Origin of the sequence: Streptomyces sp. NRRL S-646 (assembly GCF_000720765.1) — a bacterium.
GTDB lineage: Bacteria > Actinomycetota > Actinomycetes > Streptomycetales > Streptomycetaceae > Streptomyces.
Window position 1 is genome coordinate 27829 of the sequence record NZ_JODC01000036.1, and the last position, 17472, is coordinate 45300.

13 protein-coding genes and 3 pseudogenes are annotated in these 17472 nt (G+C 68.3%); 8 read left to right on the forward strand and 8 right to left on the reverse strand.

Going from position 1 to position 17472, the window contains the following annotated elements:
* Nucleotides 1-18: 18 nt before the first annotated feature.
* On the forward strand, nt 19-1611 hold the full coding sequence (locus IH68_RS0146590; RefSeq protein ID WP_159403860.1) for a prenyltransferase/squalene oxidase repeat-containing protein: 1593 nt from the start codon (nt 19-21) through the stop codon (nt 1609-1611).
* 280 nt (nt 1612-1891) lie between these two features.
* On the forward strand, nt 1892-3397 hold the full coding sequence (locus IH68_RS0146595; RefSeq protein ID WP_159403861.1) for a prenyltransferase/squalene oxidase repeat-containing protein: 1506 nt from the start codon (nt 1892-1894) through the stop codon (nt 3395-3397).
* Nucleotides 3398-3449: 52 nt separating this feature from the next.
* On the opposite strand, the pseudogene IH68_RS57515 reads toward IH68_RS0146595, so the two are convergent.
* Nucleotides 3450-3642 (reverse strand): annotated as a pseudogene (locus IH68_RS57515) (ISL3 family transposase); the annotation flags it as partial.
* On the opposite strand from IH68_RS57515, the gene IH68_RS56850 reads away from it, so the two are divergent.
* The 5 genes from IH68_RS56850 to IH68_RS0146620 all read left to right on the forward strand — a co-directional run bounded on the left by IH68_RS56850 (nt 3613) and on the right by IH68_RS0146620 (nt 9322).
* A complete protein-coding gene (locus IH68_RS56850; RefSeq protein ID WP_159403862.1) occupies nt 3613-3768 on the forward strand; it encodes a hypothetical protein in 156 nt (51 codons plus the stop codon). The pseudogene IH68_RS57515 and the gene IH68_RS56850 overlap by 30 nt on opposite strands.
* 169 nt (nt 3769-3937) lie before the next feature.
* Nucleotides 3938-4933, forward strand: a complete 996-nt coding sequence (locus IH68_RS0146605; protein ID WP_030949296.1) for a terpene synthase family protein — start codon at nt 3938-3940, stop codon at nt 4931-4933.
* A gap of 1396 nt (nt 4934-6329) precedes the next feature.
* Entirely contained in the window at nt 6330-6839 is a 510-nt protein-coding gene (locus tag IH68_RS0146610) for a hypothetical protein (RefSeq protein ID WP_159403863.1), read from the forward strand.
* A gap of 796 nt (nt 6840-7635) precedes the next feature.
* Nucleotides 7636-8751, forward strand: a complete 1116-nt coding sequence (locus tag IH68_RS0146615; RefSeq protein WP_420719040.1) for an oxygenase MpaB family protein — start codon at nt 7636-7638, stop codon at nt 8749-8751.
* A gap of 118 nt (nt 8752-8869) precedes the next feature.
* Nucleotides 8870-9322: a DUF6228 family protein gene (locus IH68_RS0146620; RefSeq protein ID WP_030949305.1), complete on the forward strand. Its 453-nt coding sequence runs from the start codon at nt 8870-8872 to the stop codon at nt 9320-9322.
* A gap of 31 nt (nt 9323-9353) precedes the next feature.
* Here the strand turns inward: IH68_RS0146620 and IH68_RS54620 are convergent.
* The 4 genes and pseudogenes from IH68_RS54620 to IH68_RS60055 form a co-directional block, all read right to left on the reverse strand.
* Nucleotides 9354-10159, reverse strand: a protein-coding gene (locus IH68_RS54620) for an IS5 family transposase (RefSeq protein WP_199932008.1) whose coding sequence is annotated in 2 segments (ribosomal slippage) — nt 9354-9826 and nt 9826-10159 — 807 coding nt in all. Because the reading frame shifts where the segments join, the coding sequence is not laid out codon by codon here.
* Nucleotides 10160-10327: 168 nt separating this feature from the next.
* Nucleotides 10328-10483, reverse strand: coding sequence for a zinc finger domain-containing protein (locus IH68_RS60050; RefSeq protein WP_420719041.1), 156 nt, complete (start codon nt 10481-10483; stop codon nt 10328-10330).
* A gap of 81 nt (nt 10484-10564) precedes the next feature.
* Nucleotides 10565-11968, reverse strand: coding sequence for a tetratricopeptide repeat protein (locus IH68_RS0146635; RefSeq protein WP_051834095.1), 1404 nt, complete (start codon nt 11966-11968; stop codon nt 10565-10567).
* 556 nt (nt 11969-12524) lie between these two features.
* Nucleotides 12525-13529: pseudogene (locus IH68_RS60055) on the reverse strand (tetratricopeptide repeat protein); the annotation flags it as partial.
* Between the two features lie 360 nt (nt 13530-13889).
* On the opposite strand from IH68_RS60055, the gene IH68_RS55995 reads away from it, so the two are divergent.
* Nucleotides 13890-14108, forward strand: coding sequence for a hypothetical protein (locus IH68_RS55995; protein WP_159403864.1), 219 nt, complete (start codon nt 13890-13892; stop codon nt 14106-14108).
* Between the two features lie 237 nt (nt 14109-14345).
* Here the strand turns inward: IH68_RS55995 and IH68_RS60060 are convergent.
* From IH68_RS60060 to IH68_RS0146655, 3 genes and pseudogenes are all read right to left on the reverse strand, one after another.
* Nucleotides 14346-14921 (reverse strand): annotated as a pseudogene (locus IH68_RS60060) (trypsin-like peptidase domain-containing protein); the annotation flags it as partial.
* A gap of 43 nt (nt 14922-14964) precedes the next feature.
* On the reverse strand, nt 14965-15306 hold the full coding sequence (locus tag IH68_RS0146650) for a trypco2 family protein (protein ID WP_030949327.1): 342 nt from the start codon (nt 15304-15306) through the stop codon (nt 14965-14967).
* A gap of 656 nt (nt 15307-15962) precedes the next feature.
* Nucleotides 15963-16988, reverse strand: a complete 1026-nt coding sequence (locus tag IH68_RS0146655) for a hypothetical protein (protein WP_159403865.1) — start codon at nt 16986-16988, stop codon at nt 15963-15965.
* Nucleotides 16989-17472: the final 484 nt, after the last annotated feature.

The window sequence follows — 17472 nt, forward strand, 5'->3', positions numbered from 1 at the left end:
GGCGTTCCAGAAGACCACGTGGCGGACAACAGGCCGCAGGAAGAACCCGCCCCCGCCTTGTACGCGGCGGCCCAGCGGGTGGTGGACCGGGCCGTCGGGCTCGCGGTGTCGCAGCAGCGGGCGGACGGTGGCTGGTGGTCGCTGCCGGAGCCGCGGATCTTCGAGACGGCGTTGTGCGCGATCGTGCTGCGCGAGCTTGGCCTCGCGCAGGACACGGTCAGGCGCTCCCGTCGGTGGCTCAGCACAGCCGAGCCGCAGGATCACTCGGCCTTCACCCGCGAGGTGGAGGGCTGGCTGCGTCATGTCGTCCTTGATCCGCACCGGCGTCCTGCGCTGCCGCGGGAGGTGGCCGGCGAGCATCCCGGCCGCTGGGCGTTGATCGAGGCGGTTGCGCTGGCCGCGGGGCTCACCCCTGTCCCGAGCGCGCCGTCGGTTGCGTCCTCGCAGTGGTCCCTGGGTGGACTGCCGCTCAGGAAGTGGCAGAGGTCGTTGTCCGCGGCCGCCGCGATCCTGGTCCAGACGAGCACGGGCAGGCCGGCCGCGGTGGGAGCGGTCGATACGCTGGTGCGCACGCAGCGCTGCGACGGGTCGTTCGACGGGATGCCGGTCGTGACGGCGCTGGCCCTGTGGGCGTCCGCCCGTGCCGAGGAGTCCGGCTTCGCGCGTGCGGGCGACGTTCGGGAGAAGGCGATGCGATGGCTTCTGAGCGCCCAGGAACCGGACGGCACCTGGCGGTTCCTGGCCTTCGACGTCTGGGACACGGCCCTGTGCCTGCGCTCGATGGGCGGACACGGCCACCTCGACCGCGACGCAGCCGGGCCGGCACGCCGTTTCCTGGAAGCCGCGCAGAACAGCGACGGCGGCTGGGGCTGCACGAGTGCTCTCGAATCGGACAACGACACGACCGCGGCCGTCCTGCTCGCCCTGGCCCCGGACGGCCCCGATCCTGCCCGGCTCGCGTCCGCACAGGCGTTCCTGCTGTCACAGCAGGGGGCGGACGGGCTGTGGAGCACCTGGCAGTCGCACGATGACCTCCCGGCCGAGGACGTCGTCGCCCACGTCGTGGATGCCCTGCACCGCACCGGCTGCACCGGGGCGGCCACCGGGGCGGCCGTGGAGTGGCTGCGCGCCTGCCACGACACGAGAGGCTGCTGGACGGCCCAGTGGTACAGCCCGCCCGCCTACGCTGCGGCGGAGATCGCGCACGTCGTGGGTTGCGACTCCCTGCAGGCGCAGCGGGCCTACCGGGACCTGATCGTGTCTCAGAACCGGGACGGCGGGTGGCCCGCCCGCCCCGGTTCGGCGAGCTCGCCCGCCGCCACGGGACTGGCGCTGTCCGCGCTGGTCCGGGCCCCTCAGGTTCACCGCGACGCCCTGGCGAGGGGGCTGGCGTACCTGGTGGAGACGCAGCACGCGGCCGGCCACTGGGACGGCGAGCCGATCATGGCCGGCCCCCGGCCCTTCCTCGCCCACCCTCCCCTCCACACGCACGCCTTCGCCACCGGCGGGGCCCGGGCCGCTCTCCTGGCCCTGACGGGCCCGCACCCGGTCGGCCCGGCCCGGGCCCGGCCACCAGGCCACTCCACACCCTGGACTCAGCCACCACCCTGACCACGCACGCCATCCCCCACCTGCGTCACCCGGCGGACACCGTGACCCGAAGGACCTCGTAAGCCGCCGCGCAAACGCGTGCTGCTGGCCTCACCCCGCGGCTTCTGCGCCAGCGTCGTCCCCGCGGTGCCGGACGCATCAACACCCGAGCGATGAACACAGCCCAGCCATGGTCGGCCCAGCAACGCATACCCAGGCCAAGGAGGCAGACAACGTGGATGTACGGACAGCAATACCCACCACCCTCCTCACAGAGTGCCGCTCCGTCCAGCAGCGGCTCGTGAGACACCATGCGGCCCTGCTCAGCGAGGCCGGCTACATTCACGATCAATGCGGCAGCCGGATGCTGGAGTCTGCACTGCTGCTCGACCTGCTGGGCAAGGACGGCACCTACCCGGATGTTCAGCTCAGGCTCCGCCATTACCTTCGCACCGGCAGGCCCGACTCCTTCCTCGAGGCCCAGTCGAGGTCAGCGGCTCTGGGTGACAACTGCGACCGCCAGCAGATCGAGGAACACCTTCGCGGCTTCCGGCACTTCACCGGAGAGCGAAAGTATCTGCTGCTCAGCACCCTGTTCGCGCTCATCGGTGCAGTCCCCTTAGATACCTCTTCATCGACGGATCCGACAACGCTTCGATACGGCGGCCAAGCCCGATGGACCGATCTACTCCTCTGCGCGATGAAGATCTTGCATGTTCGCGGTCGTGGTGGAGCACCCGACCACACCGATCTCACCTACCTGGCGAATCTTCTCCAAGACAACGACGGTGACCGTGTGTGGGAGGGACACCTGCTCGTCCACCTCGTCGCCCTGCACGCGCTCCACCCCTCCGAAACACACGGCGACATCATCCGCAACGGAATCAAAGCCCTGGTACAGACGGTGAACCCAGACGGAGGCATCCCGTTCTGCACCGAACAGGAGATCTGGGGGACCGCTCTCGCCGGAGTCGCCCTAGCCGAGGCGACAAACCTGAACCACCCCGCGCTAGCCAAGATGGGACACTTCATCACGCAGACACAGCGACACGACGGCGGCTGGGGCTACACACGCACAACCACCCAGACCGATGTCGACGACACCTCCAAATGCATCGCGTTCCTCCGCAAACTCAGCCCGGCGGCGCACCGCGGCCCCCTGCGCAGTGCACGCAGATACCTGGAGAACATCGCCGATCCCGCCGGTGGTTTCCCCACTTATGTCAAAGGGCACCGGCCCGAAGTCGAACTCACCGCCGAAGCCATCATCGCCCTGTCACCGGACTGGCCACACCACACTCCAACCCTGAACCGGTCACTCGACTACATCCTCGATGCACAACACCGCGACGGGAACTTCGATCTGAGCTGGACCCTCAGCGCATCAGCCGTCATCCTTCACGTCATCGACGCCATGGACGACACACGCCACCTCGCGTTCCCCGGGCACCGCCGCGCCGCAAGCATCACCCACGCGATCAACAAAGCCACCACATTCCTGGAGTCCGCCCAGAACCCCGACGGTGGCTGGGGGCACCAACCCGGCCCCCCCAGCGACCTCCTCTCCTCCGTTCAAGCCCTCCCCGTTATCATCCGGCACACGCGCCGACCCAGCTCGATCAACCACGCCCTGCACTACCTCATCGACCAGCAGCGCAACGACGGCACCTTCGCCTCCCCACCCGACCAAGTCGGTCCCCGCCCTATCCCCTACGACTTCCCGCAACTCGCCAACACCCCCACCCTGATCGCCTTGAACCACCTCCCACGAACCACCAGCCCAACCACCCACTCACCGGGACTGTAAATCGTTCGCCTCTGGCCCGTAGTCGGTGGTGACGCCGGGTGTCCGTCAGGGGCAGGAGGGTGTGGTGCCGGAGAAAGTCGAATCCGGCGAGTCCGTGCATCTGTCTCATGATCTTCTTGGTGCGGGTGTTGACGCCTTCGGTGCGGCCGCTGTGGTAGGCCGCCGACGTCGACAGCGGTTCGGTCGATTTCGAGGCCGTTGGTGAGACTGTGCCGGTGGGGCAGGTCGCGAGCGGCCGTCCTCGCTCGGTCCTGGGACGTGCCCCGCTCGTCATGGACGGGGACTGCAACGGGCTGCTGGCGACCACCGCCGGGTTCCTCGCCTGGAACCAAGTCGCCGACCGCCACTCGGTCGAGGTGTCATCCCAGTAGGCGCCCGCCCTCTCACAATGTCCAGGTCCCTAACCGATCCCACCACTCGTCGGGACACGGTCCAAACGCCAGGACCGCCACCCCGCGGACTTTCCCGGTCAGAGCACGAGCCGCCCCGCATACGAAACCTCGCCGCGCAACTGTCCCGACATCCACCGGAGACGCGCCCATGAACCACAAGCCACAGTGCAGCGACGCCGGACACTTCACCGCCATGCGTTACGACACGGCGGGCGCTCAACGCGTACGGCAAGCCACCCAGCAGCTAGAAGGCTGGGCCCACGGCTGGCCGGAGGTCAACCCACAGCGGATCTATGCGACCTGCCTGTACTTTGCCGAACCCGCCCCCTGGCTCAGCATCGAGGCACTGGTGGCCAGCAGCATGTGGGCTCTGTGGACCTTCGCACTCGATGACCTGGTCGACGAAGGCGCCCTGACAGCCCAGGAATTCGCTCCCCGGTTCGAGCGATACGTGGGCATCGCTCGTGGGATCGCCGATGTGCCCGATGGCTCACGAGAAGATCCGCTCGCGGCCCTGCTGCACGAAGTATGCGAAGCGCTGTCTCGTTCTGACGTGTTCACCGCCGCACGCCCATACTTGGCACGGAGCCTGAGCGACACCCTCCTCGCCATGCTGCAGGAGCAGGAATGGCGGCAGAACTACGTGCAGTACGGTACTCAGCCGACGTACGCGGACTACATCGAAAACGGTCTGCGGAGCATCGGAGTGATCCCCTGCCTCTGGACGATGCTCATCGGAACAGGCGATGCTTCCGCGCTTCGCCACATCGACCACCTGACCGTTCATATGCGTCACGCAGCGGTTTGCGTAAGACTCGCCAACGACATGCGCAGCTACCGTAAGGAACTATCCGAGAAGAATATCAACTCCATGACGATTCTCGCGAAAGACGAAGAACGAACAGGGCAAACACGAGCGACGGCAGTGGACGCTGCCCGCCAGCAAGTGAACCGGCTGGTCGACCAGGAGTTCGCCATCTGCCTAGCCAACTCCCACGACACCCGCACCGATACTGACTGTCCAGAACATGGGATCTTGAACACGGCCCGCTGGGCCATTGAGTTCTACCGGCACCAAGGGTTTCTCACATGTCAGCCTGGCACCGAGTTCCAAGATTTTGGCTGGACATCAGACCATTCCTGACCAAGGACCAGCCTCATCCGGTCCCCTCAGCCGCAGCAGAGGGCGGTGCTCGGGTCTGCAGCTCGCATCGAACACGAGAGCTGAGGAAATGACACGGCAGCTGAGACAACCGACGCACGACACGGCGTGAGACGGCAGACAGAACCGCAGGTCACAGCGGCGCCGTATGACACGCGTCCTGAGAACCTACACGGCCCGTGTAGGGTCTCAAATTTCATGGCCGAATCTCGCGGCGATTGGCCTACCAGTGGCCAATTGGCCACGAACCTGAGACTGGCCCCGACAATATCGATGAGACGCGCCCCCGGCGCCGGACTCAGCCCCTTCAGGCCGCCTCACGCTGCTTTCCCTGAGTCGCAACTCAACCTGCCACCGCAGGTCAACGGCTCTGTCACTGCAAGATCTAATGAGTCGAGACAGTCGGATTCCCACTCGTTCTCCTTCGTACCGACGGATTCTCATCCCGTCGCGCGCTGAGCGGGGAACCCGAGCGACCGTGGGGAACTACTCGGTCCATCAGCACGACTCCGGTTTGCTCGAACACCAGGTCGCTTGAGAACAGCGAGGGTCAACGTTCTCAACCGACCTGGCAGACCAGCAGGCCAGTAGCCCTCCGCCTGCCAACTGCACTGCGACAGGACCGATCGGAGCGTTCACTCGTTTGCGTGACACGACGCTAGGCCGGGTAGCACGCACGTCCGCTCCTTGAAGGGCGCCACCTTGCTCCTCCGTGGTCGGCTTCCTTCCGCTGGGTCGGTTGTCGGCGGTACCAGCTGGAGCACTCTGAACCAACGACACCTCGGAAGATCGGCACGGCCTTGGAAGGGTGAATGATCGCAAGACCGTTGATCGGGTACTCCGATGGGACGCCGGACGCGCGTGCCATGCGGCGGCCGGCATCGGCTTGATCCCGGACTCCTGTCGGCCAGTAGCGGACGCGCCACAGTCCCCGTCACGTGCCTCGTAACGGGGACCGCAGTCGTACGTCAGGCGGTCGAAGGGGTGACCGCCAGTACCCCATCGTCGCCAACCGGGGTGCGGCCCGACCCGTCAAGGGCGCTCAGGCGCGCGTGAATGTAGCAGCAGAAACAGGGCGAGCCGCAAGATTTTGCCCAATTACCCTATGTGCACTAGTTGTTACTCCGTGCCGTCATGAACGGGCCCGCCAGGCATAGGCGTTGGCTTCGTCGGGCGCCGCATGTCCTGTCGCAGCAGAGAACGGAGAAGCCGGATGGTTCAGCAACGCATGTCCAGGTGCGAGCGAGGCCGCCATGGGTTCGTGAGGAAGAGGGCAGTTGCCGTGGCCGCTGCAGTGGCGATTTGCACCGGGACGATGCTGTCCGGAAGCGCCCATGCGGCACCTGCCCTGCCCCGGGTCCCCGTGTCACCTGTGTGGGTGGACATCCCCCTCATGCGGGCCGACTATGTTCCGCTGAAGCTGTACGTCGTGGGCGCCCTCACGCTCGAATTCAAGGGCAACACCCACCTCATCGCGCAGACCGGTCCGGACGGACTTGCCCTGGGGGTCCGGGGGGTCTGGATGGAGGCGGACACGTCCCCGAGCACCCCCGATAGCGGCGTGCTCATCGCCCTGAAGGTGCCGAACGCCACCCTCAAGCCCAGCAGTGTCCTGCAGAAGGCCACAGGCGGCGATCTGGAGATGCTCCTCCACGCGCCTGTCACTGTCGAGGTGATCGACAAGGCCACCGGTGAGGCGACCCTGGTGGGGTCCACGGGCCCGACGCAAGACGCCACGCCGGGGGCGAGCGACGTCAAAACCTTCAATGGCATCGCAGGGCCCCTCTCGGCTCTCCTCGACTCTGCATTGAAAATCACGTGCCTGAACCCCGAGACGAACATGATCGTCTGCCGGGTCAACACGGACAACACGCCTTACAGCGGCTAGTACTGCAACGGTCCTTGCCGTGACGGGTGGACAGGTCCGTCGTTGTCCGAGGTATGGGTGGGGATCCTGCCGAGACCCGTATATGGGCCGGTGAACGGGACGCTCCACATGGGGGCCAGACTGGAATACGGCCGGAAGAGGCAGCCGCTGACGCGGTAAGCATGCGGTTTTCCGCAGCAGCCCGGCATGGCGTCACAATGCGTTGACCTGCGAAATCTTGCCTCAGAGGCACACTTCCGCCGTATTCCAGCCGGTCCCACCACGGATCGTCCGGCTTTCCACTGACTCCTGGTCACTTCTTCGTCCAGACGTAGAGGACTCCGCTAATGCTCGTGGCAGGCATCGCCGGTGCGGAGCCCGCACATCTCGCCAATTCCGGTGAGTGCAGCAGCCCCTTGGCCTGTGACCACGCAGAAGGCGGCGCCGACTTCGATGCCTGCTCCTTGCGGTCGCCAGAGTCGCTGACTTCGCTCTTCCTGAAGCCGGTGTCCGCCGCGGCCCGGCAGGCGGCGAAGTCCCGTGCGTCGTTCAGACGTGACCAAGAGGGAGCCAGGCATCACGGCCCCGCCGGGCACAGTCGCTCGCACCCGGCGCGTCCCGCCGCTGAGTGGAACAGGCCCCGCCAGAGCGACGACGGATCGATTCAGCCTGATCTGTTCGGGTGATGAGGGCTCCAGGTGCTCAACGAAGGCCAGTAGAACGGAGGTCGAGCGGTCTGCACGCCCGGCTACGAAGTCACGGCCTGGCGGGCTGTCTGCTTCCTTCCCCACCCGCCTACAGCGCTATGGCAACGGAGATGCGCGTGCCCGCTATGAAGTGGACCGATGACCTGCTGGCCCCGCTGCGGAAGACCGGCGATCCCATGGCCGACGCCGCGATCGAGGAGGTCTACGCGCTCGGCCGGCAGGAACAGGTCCGCCAGGCCCTCCTCGCCCTGGAGGGCAACAGTGAGCGCGTCCCGGACGGGCTGCCGCCGAAACTGCAGGAATACTTCACCCGCAGTGCAGTCCTGCCCCAGTGGGCCGACCCGGAGCTGACGGCACGCGGTCAGGGCCTGCTCGGCCGCTACCAGGGGCACATCACCAGCACGCTGCTGTGCGGCTCCCTGCCCCTGTGCTACAGCTGCGGCGACGGCACACAGGTCCTCTACCACTCCACCCGCCTCACCCAGGGTGTCTTCCGCCGGCTGATGGAGACCGCGCAGTTCGTCGTCGATGTCCTGGAGACCGGCAGCCTCGCGCCGGGCGCGCGTGGGGTGCGTACAGCCCAGAAGATCCGCCTCCTGCACGCCACGATGCGCTACCACCTGTCGCGCAGGGAGGACTGGGACACTTCCTGGGGCGTGCCCGTCAACCAGGAAGACCTGGCCGCCACCCTGATGTGCTTCTCCGTCATCATCCCCCGCGGGCTGGCCCGGCTCGGCATCGAGCTCCCCTCCCAGGACAGGGACGCCTTCTTCCACATCTGGCGGATCATCGGCCAGGTCCTCGGCGTCGAGGAGAAGGTCAACCCCTCCTCCTTCGACGACGGTGCTGCTCTGGTGGACGCCGTTCTACGGCGCCAGCAGCGGCCCTCCGAGGCCGGCACCGTCCTGACGAAGGGCATCCTGGACTTCATCCGCGAGATTCTGCCCACCCCGCTGTTCGCCGGCGTGGGCCCCACTCTGGTGCGCCACCTCGCCGGGGACCGGACCGCAGACTTCGTCTCAGTCCCGCCGGCCGACCACACCCGGCTCGTCCTCGCCGCCCAGTCCCCGCTGAGCATGGGATACGCAAAGGCCGGTGACACCGTGCCACTGTTGGCGAGGGCGTCCAACGAACTGGGGCTGGCCGTCTTCAAGCAGGGCCTGCGTCTGACCAACAAGGGCCGCCGCTATCAGTGGCAGGTCCCGACCGGTCTGACCCCGGCCTAACAACGGCTAACAGAATGAAGCGATGTGTTCTGCGCTCGCACTCCTGTCACAGGCGGTAGCTCAGCAACCGTGCCAAACGCCTTGGTCACGGTGGCTCGTGTACCCGTAGCCTGCGCCTATGCAGGAGGAAGGCGAGACGAGTCCGGCCGTCCGTGTGGGCGGCGAGAGCCCGCGAGCGATCAAGCTGTGCTTCGATCGGCTGACGCGCTCTTTCCCGAACGAGCCGGACGACCCGATGCGGGACTTCGTCGTGACAGCACACAGTGACGGGGTGCGGATCGAGGTCACGGTGAGGACCTGGGGCGGTGACGGTCTTGACGTCTTTCTGGACGAGCTCTCGGAGGACTTCCGTGGGTGGATCGGTGCCCGGACCTGGCGGTCACTGGAAAGGGACTTGACGCTGTCTGCTGAGCACACAGGATCGTGCGTGCAGTTGACTTGGGGGCTGCACGACCGCATCCCCGACGACGAGTGGCATTTCGAGGCGACGACGAATCACGCTCCAGGGGAGGACATGCGCAACCTCGCCGTCGAGATGCGCAGCTTCCTGGAGTTCGAGCCGCTGAAGTGAGCGAGGGCGTCCGGCTGAACGTCCTTGACGGTCAGCACAGCGCCTTGATCTGCCGGTGGGTGATCAGGCAGCAGGCGAGTTTGAGGAACGCTTCGTGAATGTCGGCTCGTCGTTCCCAGCGGATCCGCAGGCGTCGGAAGCCGTGCAACCAGGCGAAACTCCTCTCGATCACCCAGCGATAGATGCCCAGTCCGGTGCCGTGTCGGGTTCCGCGGCGGGCGATGGCCGGGATGATGCCGCGTTCGCGGACCTGGTCGCGGTAGAGGTCATGGTCGTAGCCGCGGTCAGCGAAGAGCGAGTCGGGCTTGCGGCGCGGTCGCCCGACACGGCCGCGGACCGGCGGGAGCGCGTCCAGCAGCGGCAGGAGCTGGGTGACGTCGTTGCGGTTGCCGCCGGTCAGCAGGACTGCGAGCGGCGTGCCGTGCCCGTCAGTGATCAAGTGGTGCTTCGAGCCGGCTCGGCCCCGGTCGACCGGCGACGGGCCCGTGTGGATCCCCCTTTTAGGGCCCTGGCATGGGAAGAGTCGACCACGCAGCGGGACCAGTCCAGCCGTGAGGCGGCATTGAGCTCGGCGAGTAGGACCTCGTGTAGCCGTTGCCAGACGCCGGCCTCGTTCCAGTCCCGCAACCGTCGCCAGCAGGTCATACCCGAGCCGTAGCCCAGCTCCTGAGGCAGGTACTCCCACTGGATTCCGGTGTGCAGCACGTACAAGATCCCGCACAGCCCTTCCCGGTCCGGCAGCGGCATACGGCCCGGATACCGGAACCGCCGCTCACGCTGCGGCAGCAGCGGCTCCAGACGATCCCACAGCTCATCCGACACGATCCACGGCGACATCCCCACACCCGACGGAACGTTCAACTCCCGCCTCAGACACGGCGATCAGCGCCGATCCACCTCATTGTGTTAGCCGTTGTAAGGCCCGATTAGGCCTACGGCGGTGACGCAGAAGGCGTAGGCAGCCGCCGGATTCTTCTTGATCCAAGCAGTGAACCTTTTCCAACCTCAGATCCCGGCGACCGCACCGGAGCGTGAGCGGCAGGGCGAACCGGGTCGGGCTCCGCAGCGCGGGCAGGGATGGCGCTCGACGTCGTCGGCGTCCGTCTTGGTGGTGTCCTGGGGGTCATCACGCCCGGACCCGGAACGGAGGTCCGCTACCACTTGGTTGAGGACAGGTTCTGAGAGTTGATCAGGCGTCGGGGCCGGTTCGGCGGCCGTATTCGATCTTTCTCTCGGAGAGGTTCATTTGTGAGAGTCGGGATCTCCAGGATTCGCCGCAAGCCAATCGCGTACGACTTGCGCATCCTGGAGACGACCGAGGCCGAGGAGTGCCCCGGCCTGCAATCTCAACACGCTACGCAGCATCGAGATGAACCCTGCGGGTTCCACGGCTATAAGCGTGCGGTAGATCTCCACGGCTTCTGCGGCCACCTCCAGGGCCTCCGCCCAGCGTCCCGCCGCATAAAGATGGGCGCCGAGGTTGTGCAGCGAGTGGGCGAGGTCGGGTTCGTGGGCGGCGGGGTTGCCGGTGACGGGGTCGGCCAGACGCCGATAGATCGCCACCCCCTCTGCGGCTATCTCCAGGGCCTCCGCCTGCCGCCCCGCCGGCGACAGGCAGTTGCCGAAGTTGGTCAGCGAGAGGGCGAGGTCGGGTTCGTGGGCGGCGGGGTTGCCGGTGACGGGGTCGGCCAGACGCCGATAGATCGCCACCCCCTCTGCGGCCACCTCCACGGCCTCTGTATGCCGCCCCGCCGGCGACAGGCAGTTGCCGAGGCTGGTCAGCGAGCGGCCGAGGTCGGGTTCGTGGGCGGCGGGGTTGCCGGTGACCAGGTCGGCCAGACGCCGATAGATCGCCACTGCCTCTGTGGCCGCCTCCAGGGCCTCCGCCCACCGCCCCGCCGCCAACAGATAGACGCTGAAGTTGTTCAGCGAGCGGGCGAGGTTGGGGTCGTGGGCGGCGGGGTTGCCGATGTCCGGGTCGGCCAGACGCCGATAGATCGCCACCCCTTCTGCGGCCACCTCCACGGCCTCTGTATGCCGCCCCGCGTCTGACAAGCCGTGGCCGAGGTTGGTCAGCGAGGCGGCGAAGTCGGGTTCGTGGACAGTGGGGTCGCCGGTGACCGGGTCGGCCAGGCGCCGATAGATCGCCGCCGCCTCTGCGTTGACATCCAGGGTTTCTGCTCGCCGCCCTGCCGCCGACAACCCGATGCTGAGGTTGGCCAGCGAGCGGGCGAGGGCGGGTTCGTGGGCGGCGGGGTTGCCGGTGTCCGGGTCGGCCAGTCGCCGATAGATCGCCACCGCCTCTGTGGCCACCTCCAGGGCCTCCGCCCGCCGCCCCTCCTCCGACAGACAGACGCCGAGGTTGTACAGCGAGAGGGCGAGGGCGGGTTCGTAGGCGACAGGGTTGCCGATGTCCGGGTCGGCCAGTCGCCGATAGATCGCCACCGCCTCTGTGGCTACCTCCAGGGCCTTCGCCCGCTGCCCCGCCGTCGACAACGAGTCGCCGAGGTCCACCTCCAGGGCCTTCGCCCGCTGCCCCTCCTCCGACAGACAGACGCCGAGGTTGGCCAGCGAGTGGGCGAGGGCGGGTTCGTGGGCGGCGGGGTTGCCGGTGTCCGGGTCGGCCAGTCGCCGATAGATCGCCACCGCCTCTGTGGCTACCTCCAGGGCCTTCGCCCGCTGCCCCGCCGTCGACAACGAGTCGCCGAGGTGGTTCGTGGGCTGCGGGGTTGCCGGTCACTGGACCGGCCAGCCTCCGAAAGATCGCCACCGCCTCTGCGGCCACCTCCAAGGACTCCGCCATCCGCCCCGCCGCCGAAAGATGGAGGCCGAGGTTGTACACCGAACGGGCGAGGGCGGGTTCGTGGGCGGCGGGGTTGCCGGTGTCCGGGTCGGCCAGTCGCCGATAGATCGCCACCGCCTCTGCGGTCGCCTCCACAGCCTCCGCCGACCGCCCCTCCTCCGACAACCCGCGGCCGAGTTCGTACAGCGAGGCGGCGAAGTCGGGGTCGTGGACGGCGAGGTTGCCGATGTCCGGGTCGGCCAGTCGCCGATAGATCGCCACCCCCTCTGCGACCGCCTCCATGGCCTCCATCGGCCGCCCCTCCTCCGACAACCTGCGGTCGAGGTTGGACAGCGAACGGGCGAGGGCGGGTTCGTGGGCGGCGGGGTTGCCGGTGACTGGATCGGCCAGGCGCCGATAGATCGCCACCGCCTCTCTGGCCGCCTCCAAGGACTCTGCTCGCCGCCCTGCCGCAGTCAGCTCGATGCTGAGGTTGGTCAGCGAGTGGGCGAGGGCGGGTTCGTGGGCGGCGGGGTTGCCGGTGACTGGATCGGCCAGTCGCCGATAGATCGCCACCGCCTCTGCGGTCGCCTGCAGGGCCTCCGCCGGCCGCCCCGCCGTCCCCAACCAGTTACCGAGGGCGGTCAGCGAGTGGGCGAGGAGGGCGAGTTCTTCCTGTGCTCGGTTGCGTTGGGTTGCCGCGAGGTCACCAGTGAGTCGTGCTGCGAGGGACGCGAGGACGTGGGAGGTGGGCAGTGCTGCGAGGGCGCTCTCCAGAACTCGGCGGTGGGGGGTGATGGTGTCCAAGGTGGTGTTCAAGTCGTCCAGGACCTGGCGGCTGGCGGGGGTGCGCCGGGCGTTGTAGTGGGCCACGGCAGCGCGTGCTAGGACGATGATGAGTTGCGCCTTCTGGTCTGGGGCAGCGGCTTTCATGAGCACGGGCAGGCGGGTGCCGGGGCCGGTCAGGACGGTGGAGGCGTGGTATTCGGCGACCCGGTCCGGGAGCAGGGAGCCCCAGTAGCGCCCGGCGTCCGGCGGGTACAGCGCGGCGAGCCACTCTGTTGTGGTGCCGATCTGGGTCTCGGGGATTCCGCGGATAGTGCGGGTCACCTTGCGGGCCTCGTCGTCGGTGGCGGCTCCGCATACGGCCGCGACCGCCACCGCGTGTGCCAGCGTCTTCGGCGTCAGGGCGTCCAATTCGAAGGCGGGGGTTTGTGCACTTCTAGCCCAGTAGCGCGCTTCATGCTGAAGTAGGACGTCCTCGGTGTTCTGGACCGGTGTGATCGTGACGGGGGCGGGGCCGTCCTGCAGGAGTGTGGTCAGGGCGGTCATCTGCAGGGTGAGGATGTTGTCGTAGCGCGGGCTGCGGATGTCGTCCGGGGCCTGGACGGCGGCGGCCAGGGCGCCCCAGTCGTATGCAGGCATGTCAGGGACCAAGGGCAGCAGGCGGGCGAGCCCGGTCACAGCGCGGGTGAACGCACGGGTACGGGCCAGGGGTGTGGGAGCGGCGGGCAGCAGCGGATCCAGTTCGCTCACGACAGTCGCATTGAGGATCTGGTGCGTGGTGTCGGTGGTGAGTCTGAAGGCGGCTGTGCGCCAGGGCCCGTCGGAACGGGCCAGCAGCAGCACGCGGACCTTGTGGCGGGAAGCCTGCAGGTGCTGGATCAAGCTGTGCAGGAGCTGCGGCCGGGCCTCGGCGTAGTCAACGATAAGCAGTAAGGGCAGGGCGGTGTCCAGGGGGGTGAAGTCGGTGTGGATGTCGTGGTCGGTGAGGCGGGAGTGCACGTGCCCGATAACCCACCTAGGACGGCCGAACTCTGCCCAGTCCTGTTCGTCCAGGAGGCCGGCCAGGCGGCGGGCCAGGCGGGTCTTGCCCTGTCCGCCGGGGCCGGTGATCGCCTGGACGGACAGAGCACCGGGGCCGGTTTTGCACCAGGCCCGCAGGCGCTGCAGTTCGCTGTCGCGGCCGTGGAAGGCGACTGCCTCGGTGTCGGCGCGCAGTAGCATGGCCGGGGAGCGCAGGTCGCGGTGGAGGGCTGCGGGGGCGAGCAGGTGGGCGGGTTCGACCGGTTCCAGGGCCGGGGTCCAGCCGGTGTGGCGGGTGAGGGCAGCGCGGAATCCGGGGGCGGCCAGGAGGCTGCTGGTGGGGGTGGCGGTGAGGATGGTGCCGCCGTCGGCTTTGAGGTCGTAGCGGGTGACGCCGCACAGCAGGTCGCCGTCGCGACTGTAGGCCAGCGCCGCAGCCCCGGACATGCCCGACCAGCGGGTCAAGGGCGAGGCTGGCTCCAGGTCCGGCTTGAGGGTGGGATCGGTGCTGGTGATCTCGTAGCGGCCAGCCAGGTATTCGCTGGTGGGGGAGATGCGCCCGTCAAGCTGCATGCCCCGGCGAGGGCCAGGGCCGGATTCCCTGTACATGCGGGGATAGCCGAACAGGCTCACCGGGTGCGGGCGGGTGCCGATGAGGCGGCCCCAGCGCTGCGGCGGGCGGGTGCCGGTGTCCTGGAGGGACTCGGGCACGGGCCAGCCGTCGGTGTCGTCGACCTCGACCAGTGCCGCATCCACGTCTTTGTCCTTGTGGTACCAGCGCACGGTCGCCGGGAACTCCCGGTCCGTACCACTGGCAGGCTCAGCAGACAGAGAGCCCGACCGACAGACCGTGATCGCTCCCCGCCGAGGGACGGACCCGTCGGCGCCCAGGATATGAGCGGCTGTCAGAACCAGCCGCGGCCCCACCATGTAGCCACTGCCGAAGTACGGGTTGTCCCCTTCCCCTGGCGGGCGCAGGCGCACCTGTACCAGCCGGTCCAACTCCCCCATGCCCCACGCCCCCTGGATCTCGCCTTGCTGTCCGCGCTGGTCGCTATTCCCGGTCCCCGACCTCGCTCGGGCGGCCGTCCGGCGTGTGCGGGTTCAGGCGCACCGTGACCCTGTGGGTGGTGGTCTCGGTCCTCTCGCGCTTTCCGCCGAGAGCGGCTCCAACGCCCACGACGGCGAACCGCAGCGAACCGTCCGCCCCCGTGTTCCGGCCCAGCTCCATGCCGAGCTCCACGGTGATCTCCCCCAGCCCGAAGCGAACGCCCCGGTCCCCCTGCCCATTGGGATCCGCGATGCGGGACTGGGCGCTGACGATCTGGTTGCGCAGCAACATGATCGCGTCCGCCAGGTCCAGCCAGTCATCGCCTGTGCCATGCGTGTCCGGCATTGCAGGCCCCCGTCCTGTCCGGCCTCGAAACCGGACATCAGCTACTCAATCCCCACGGCTGAGACAGCGAAACCAGCAGCACCTCCCCTGCAGGTCGAGGAGTTCCTCGCACCGCTCCCGCCGCTGCAGGCCCACATGGATGTTGCGATAACCGGGGAAGCCGGGTGCTTGCCCGCACTCCCGGCCGGGCAGTTGCGATGCCACGGTCCGGATCAGCACACCCCCACGCGCGGCTCGCGACTCGCTGCCTGGATCGCTTGCGGCGAGGCGTCTCGCGCACGAGGGCTGATGATGCGGCAGGTATCCGCGCAGGTGCACGAGGCCGGCTCGGTGTCGGCGGCTCGTTGCGCCGGCTCGTGCAGGGCTGCGCGGGTCAGGCGCAGTTCTGCCATACGGCGGTTGATGGAGGCCGTCCGCCGGCCAACAACAACGCTCGGTCCGCGTTCGTTCGATTTGCGCCGTGCACCACTCCCGCGACGCGCCCCCTCGCCAACAGCACGTACCAGAAGGTCAGTTGGATCGACCTGCGGTGCGGCTTGTTGCCAATCAGGTGAATACCGGCTGGCCACCTTGCCTGGATCGAACAAATATCCGATTCTCGTGCTGTGAGGAAACGATCGCCGAGACAGGTTGGCCTGCGGAGGCAGGCGGGCGCCCTACGAGTCCGTGCTGTCGCGCCGGTCTGGTCGGTGTGCGCGGTGCGCGGTGTAGGCGGCCCAGTCGCGTTTGGCCAGATTTCCCCAGGCGGCGGCGCGGCTTGGGTGCAGGCCGAGCAGGCCGAGCAGGCCGAGCAGGCTGGCCAGGATCGGCGACGGCAGCTGGGCCGCCAGATGCATCAGGGCGCTGTTGCGTGCGCTGCGGATGCGGGGCATTCCGAGATCGCGAAGGCGCCGGCCCAGGGCGAGATCGGTGAGTGGTCGGCCGGGGGCGCCGCCGGGGAAGAGCCAGGTGCGCTGCTGATCGGGGTAGCTGGAGTGGCCGCGGCGGCCGACCAGGTCGCGGACCAGGTCGGCCAGCGGATCCGGCAGGACGATCATGTCCGTACCGAAGCGGACTTCGACGCGGCGGTCTCCCAGGTGTACGTCCCCGACCGTGAGAGTGCTGATCCGGGACAGCGGCTGGGCGAAGAGCAGGACGAACAGGCCGGCGACGCGCAGCTCGATGGCCGCATGCTGGGTGTGCAGCAGCTCGTTCACCAGCGCCCAGCGGTCGTCGTGATCGATCCCCGCGGTCGGCTCGCTCTCCGGCGGCCGGTGCACGGTCACGTCGCCGGTCAGCCGGCGGGAGCGCGCCCAGGTCAGGAACGGCGCTACGTAGTTGCGCCCACCGGGGGCCTCGCGCAGCCACTGATCCAGATCTGCCTGACGCAAGGTGGGCAGGTCCTGCCCGCGCTGCTCCAGCCAGGCCAGCAGGTCGGCGGCGCGGCTGATGCAGGAGCGGGCGCGGTGCGCCCGGGCGTAGCTGACGGGCGCGGTAGCGGAGCTGGCGTGCAGCCTTCGCAGAACCTGCCACGTGGCGTAGGTGCGCACGATGCGAGCCTGCTCGGCCGGCCGGTCGGCGAGCAGACTGTCCAGCCACGGCGCCAGGCGGGCCAGGTGGAGCTGGCGCTCGGGGAGGACACCCACGACGACGAGGAAGTCGCGCAGGAAGTCCGCCCAGCCCGTGCGCGGCAGGGCGTCCAAGCTCTCGTGGCTGATCGGCACCGTCCGGCGGCCATGTCTCCAAGCAGGACAGCGGCCTTGCTGATCTGCATCCAGTAGATCGTCGACTTGGGCCGCTCGACGGCCAGGAGCGCATCGAGCGCCGGCTGCAGCCGTGGGTGCACCTCCCCATCCGGGGCGGTGAGCAGCACGGTGGCGCGCTCGGCCAGCACGCACGCCGCGCAGTGGCGCCCGTAGTGGTGCTCCTCGCTGCCGCATCGCCGGCAGGCGAACGGTGAACGGCGCCCGGCGCACCTGGCGCACACCCGCCGCCCCGGTGCCCGCGGGTCGGGGAAGATCACCACGGTGGGCTGCTCGCAGCTCGGGCAGGGGTGCACCGTGCGGCACAGCGCCCCGTAGCAGTGCTTACAGATCGGGCTGTCGGGCAGGTCGACGCGGAAGACTGGGCGCACGTTCCGGCAGCGTGCGCAGCGCACCAGCCGGCGTGGGCTGCAGCTGCCGCACA

Bases quoted from the DNA above. Each gene is read 5' to 3' on its own strand.
- IH68_RS0146650 (WP_030949327.1), bottom strand. From the start codon at position 15,306: ATGCCGGACACGCATGGCACAGGCGATGACTGGCTGGACCTGGCGGAC.
- IH68_RS0146605 (WP_030949296.1), top strand. From the start codon at position 3,938: ATGAACCACAAGCCACAGTGCAGCGACGCCGGACACTTCACCGCCATG.
- IH68_RS0146615 (WP_420719040.1), top strand. From the start codon at position 7,636: ATGCGCGTGCCCGCTATGAAGTGGACCGATGACCTGCTGGCCCCGCTG.
- IH68_RS0146620 (WP_030949305.1), top strand. From the start codon at position 8,870: ATGCAGGAGGAAGGCGAGACGAGTCCGGCCGTCCGTGTGGGCGGCGAG.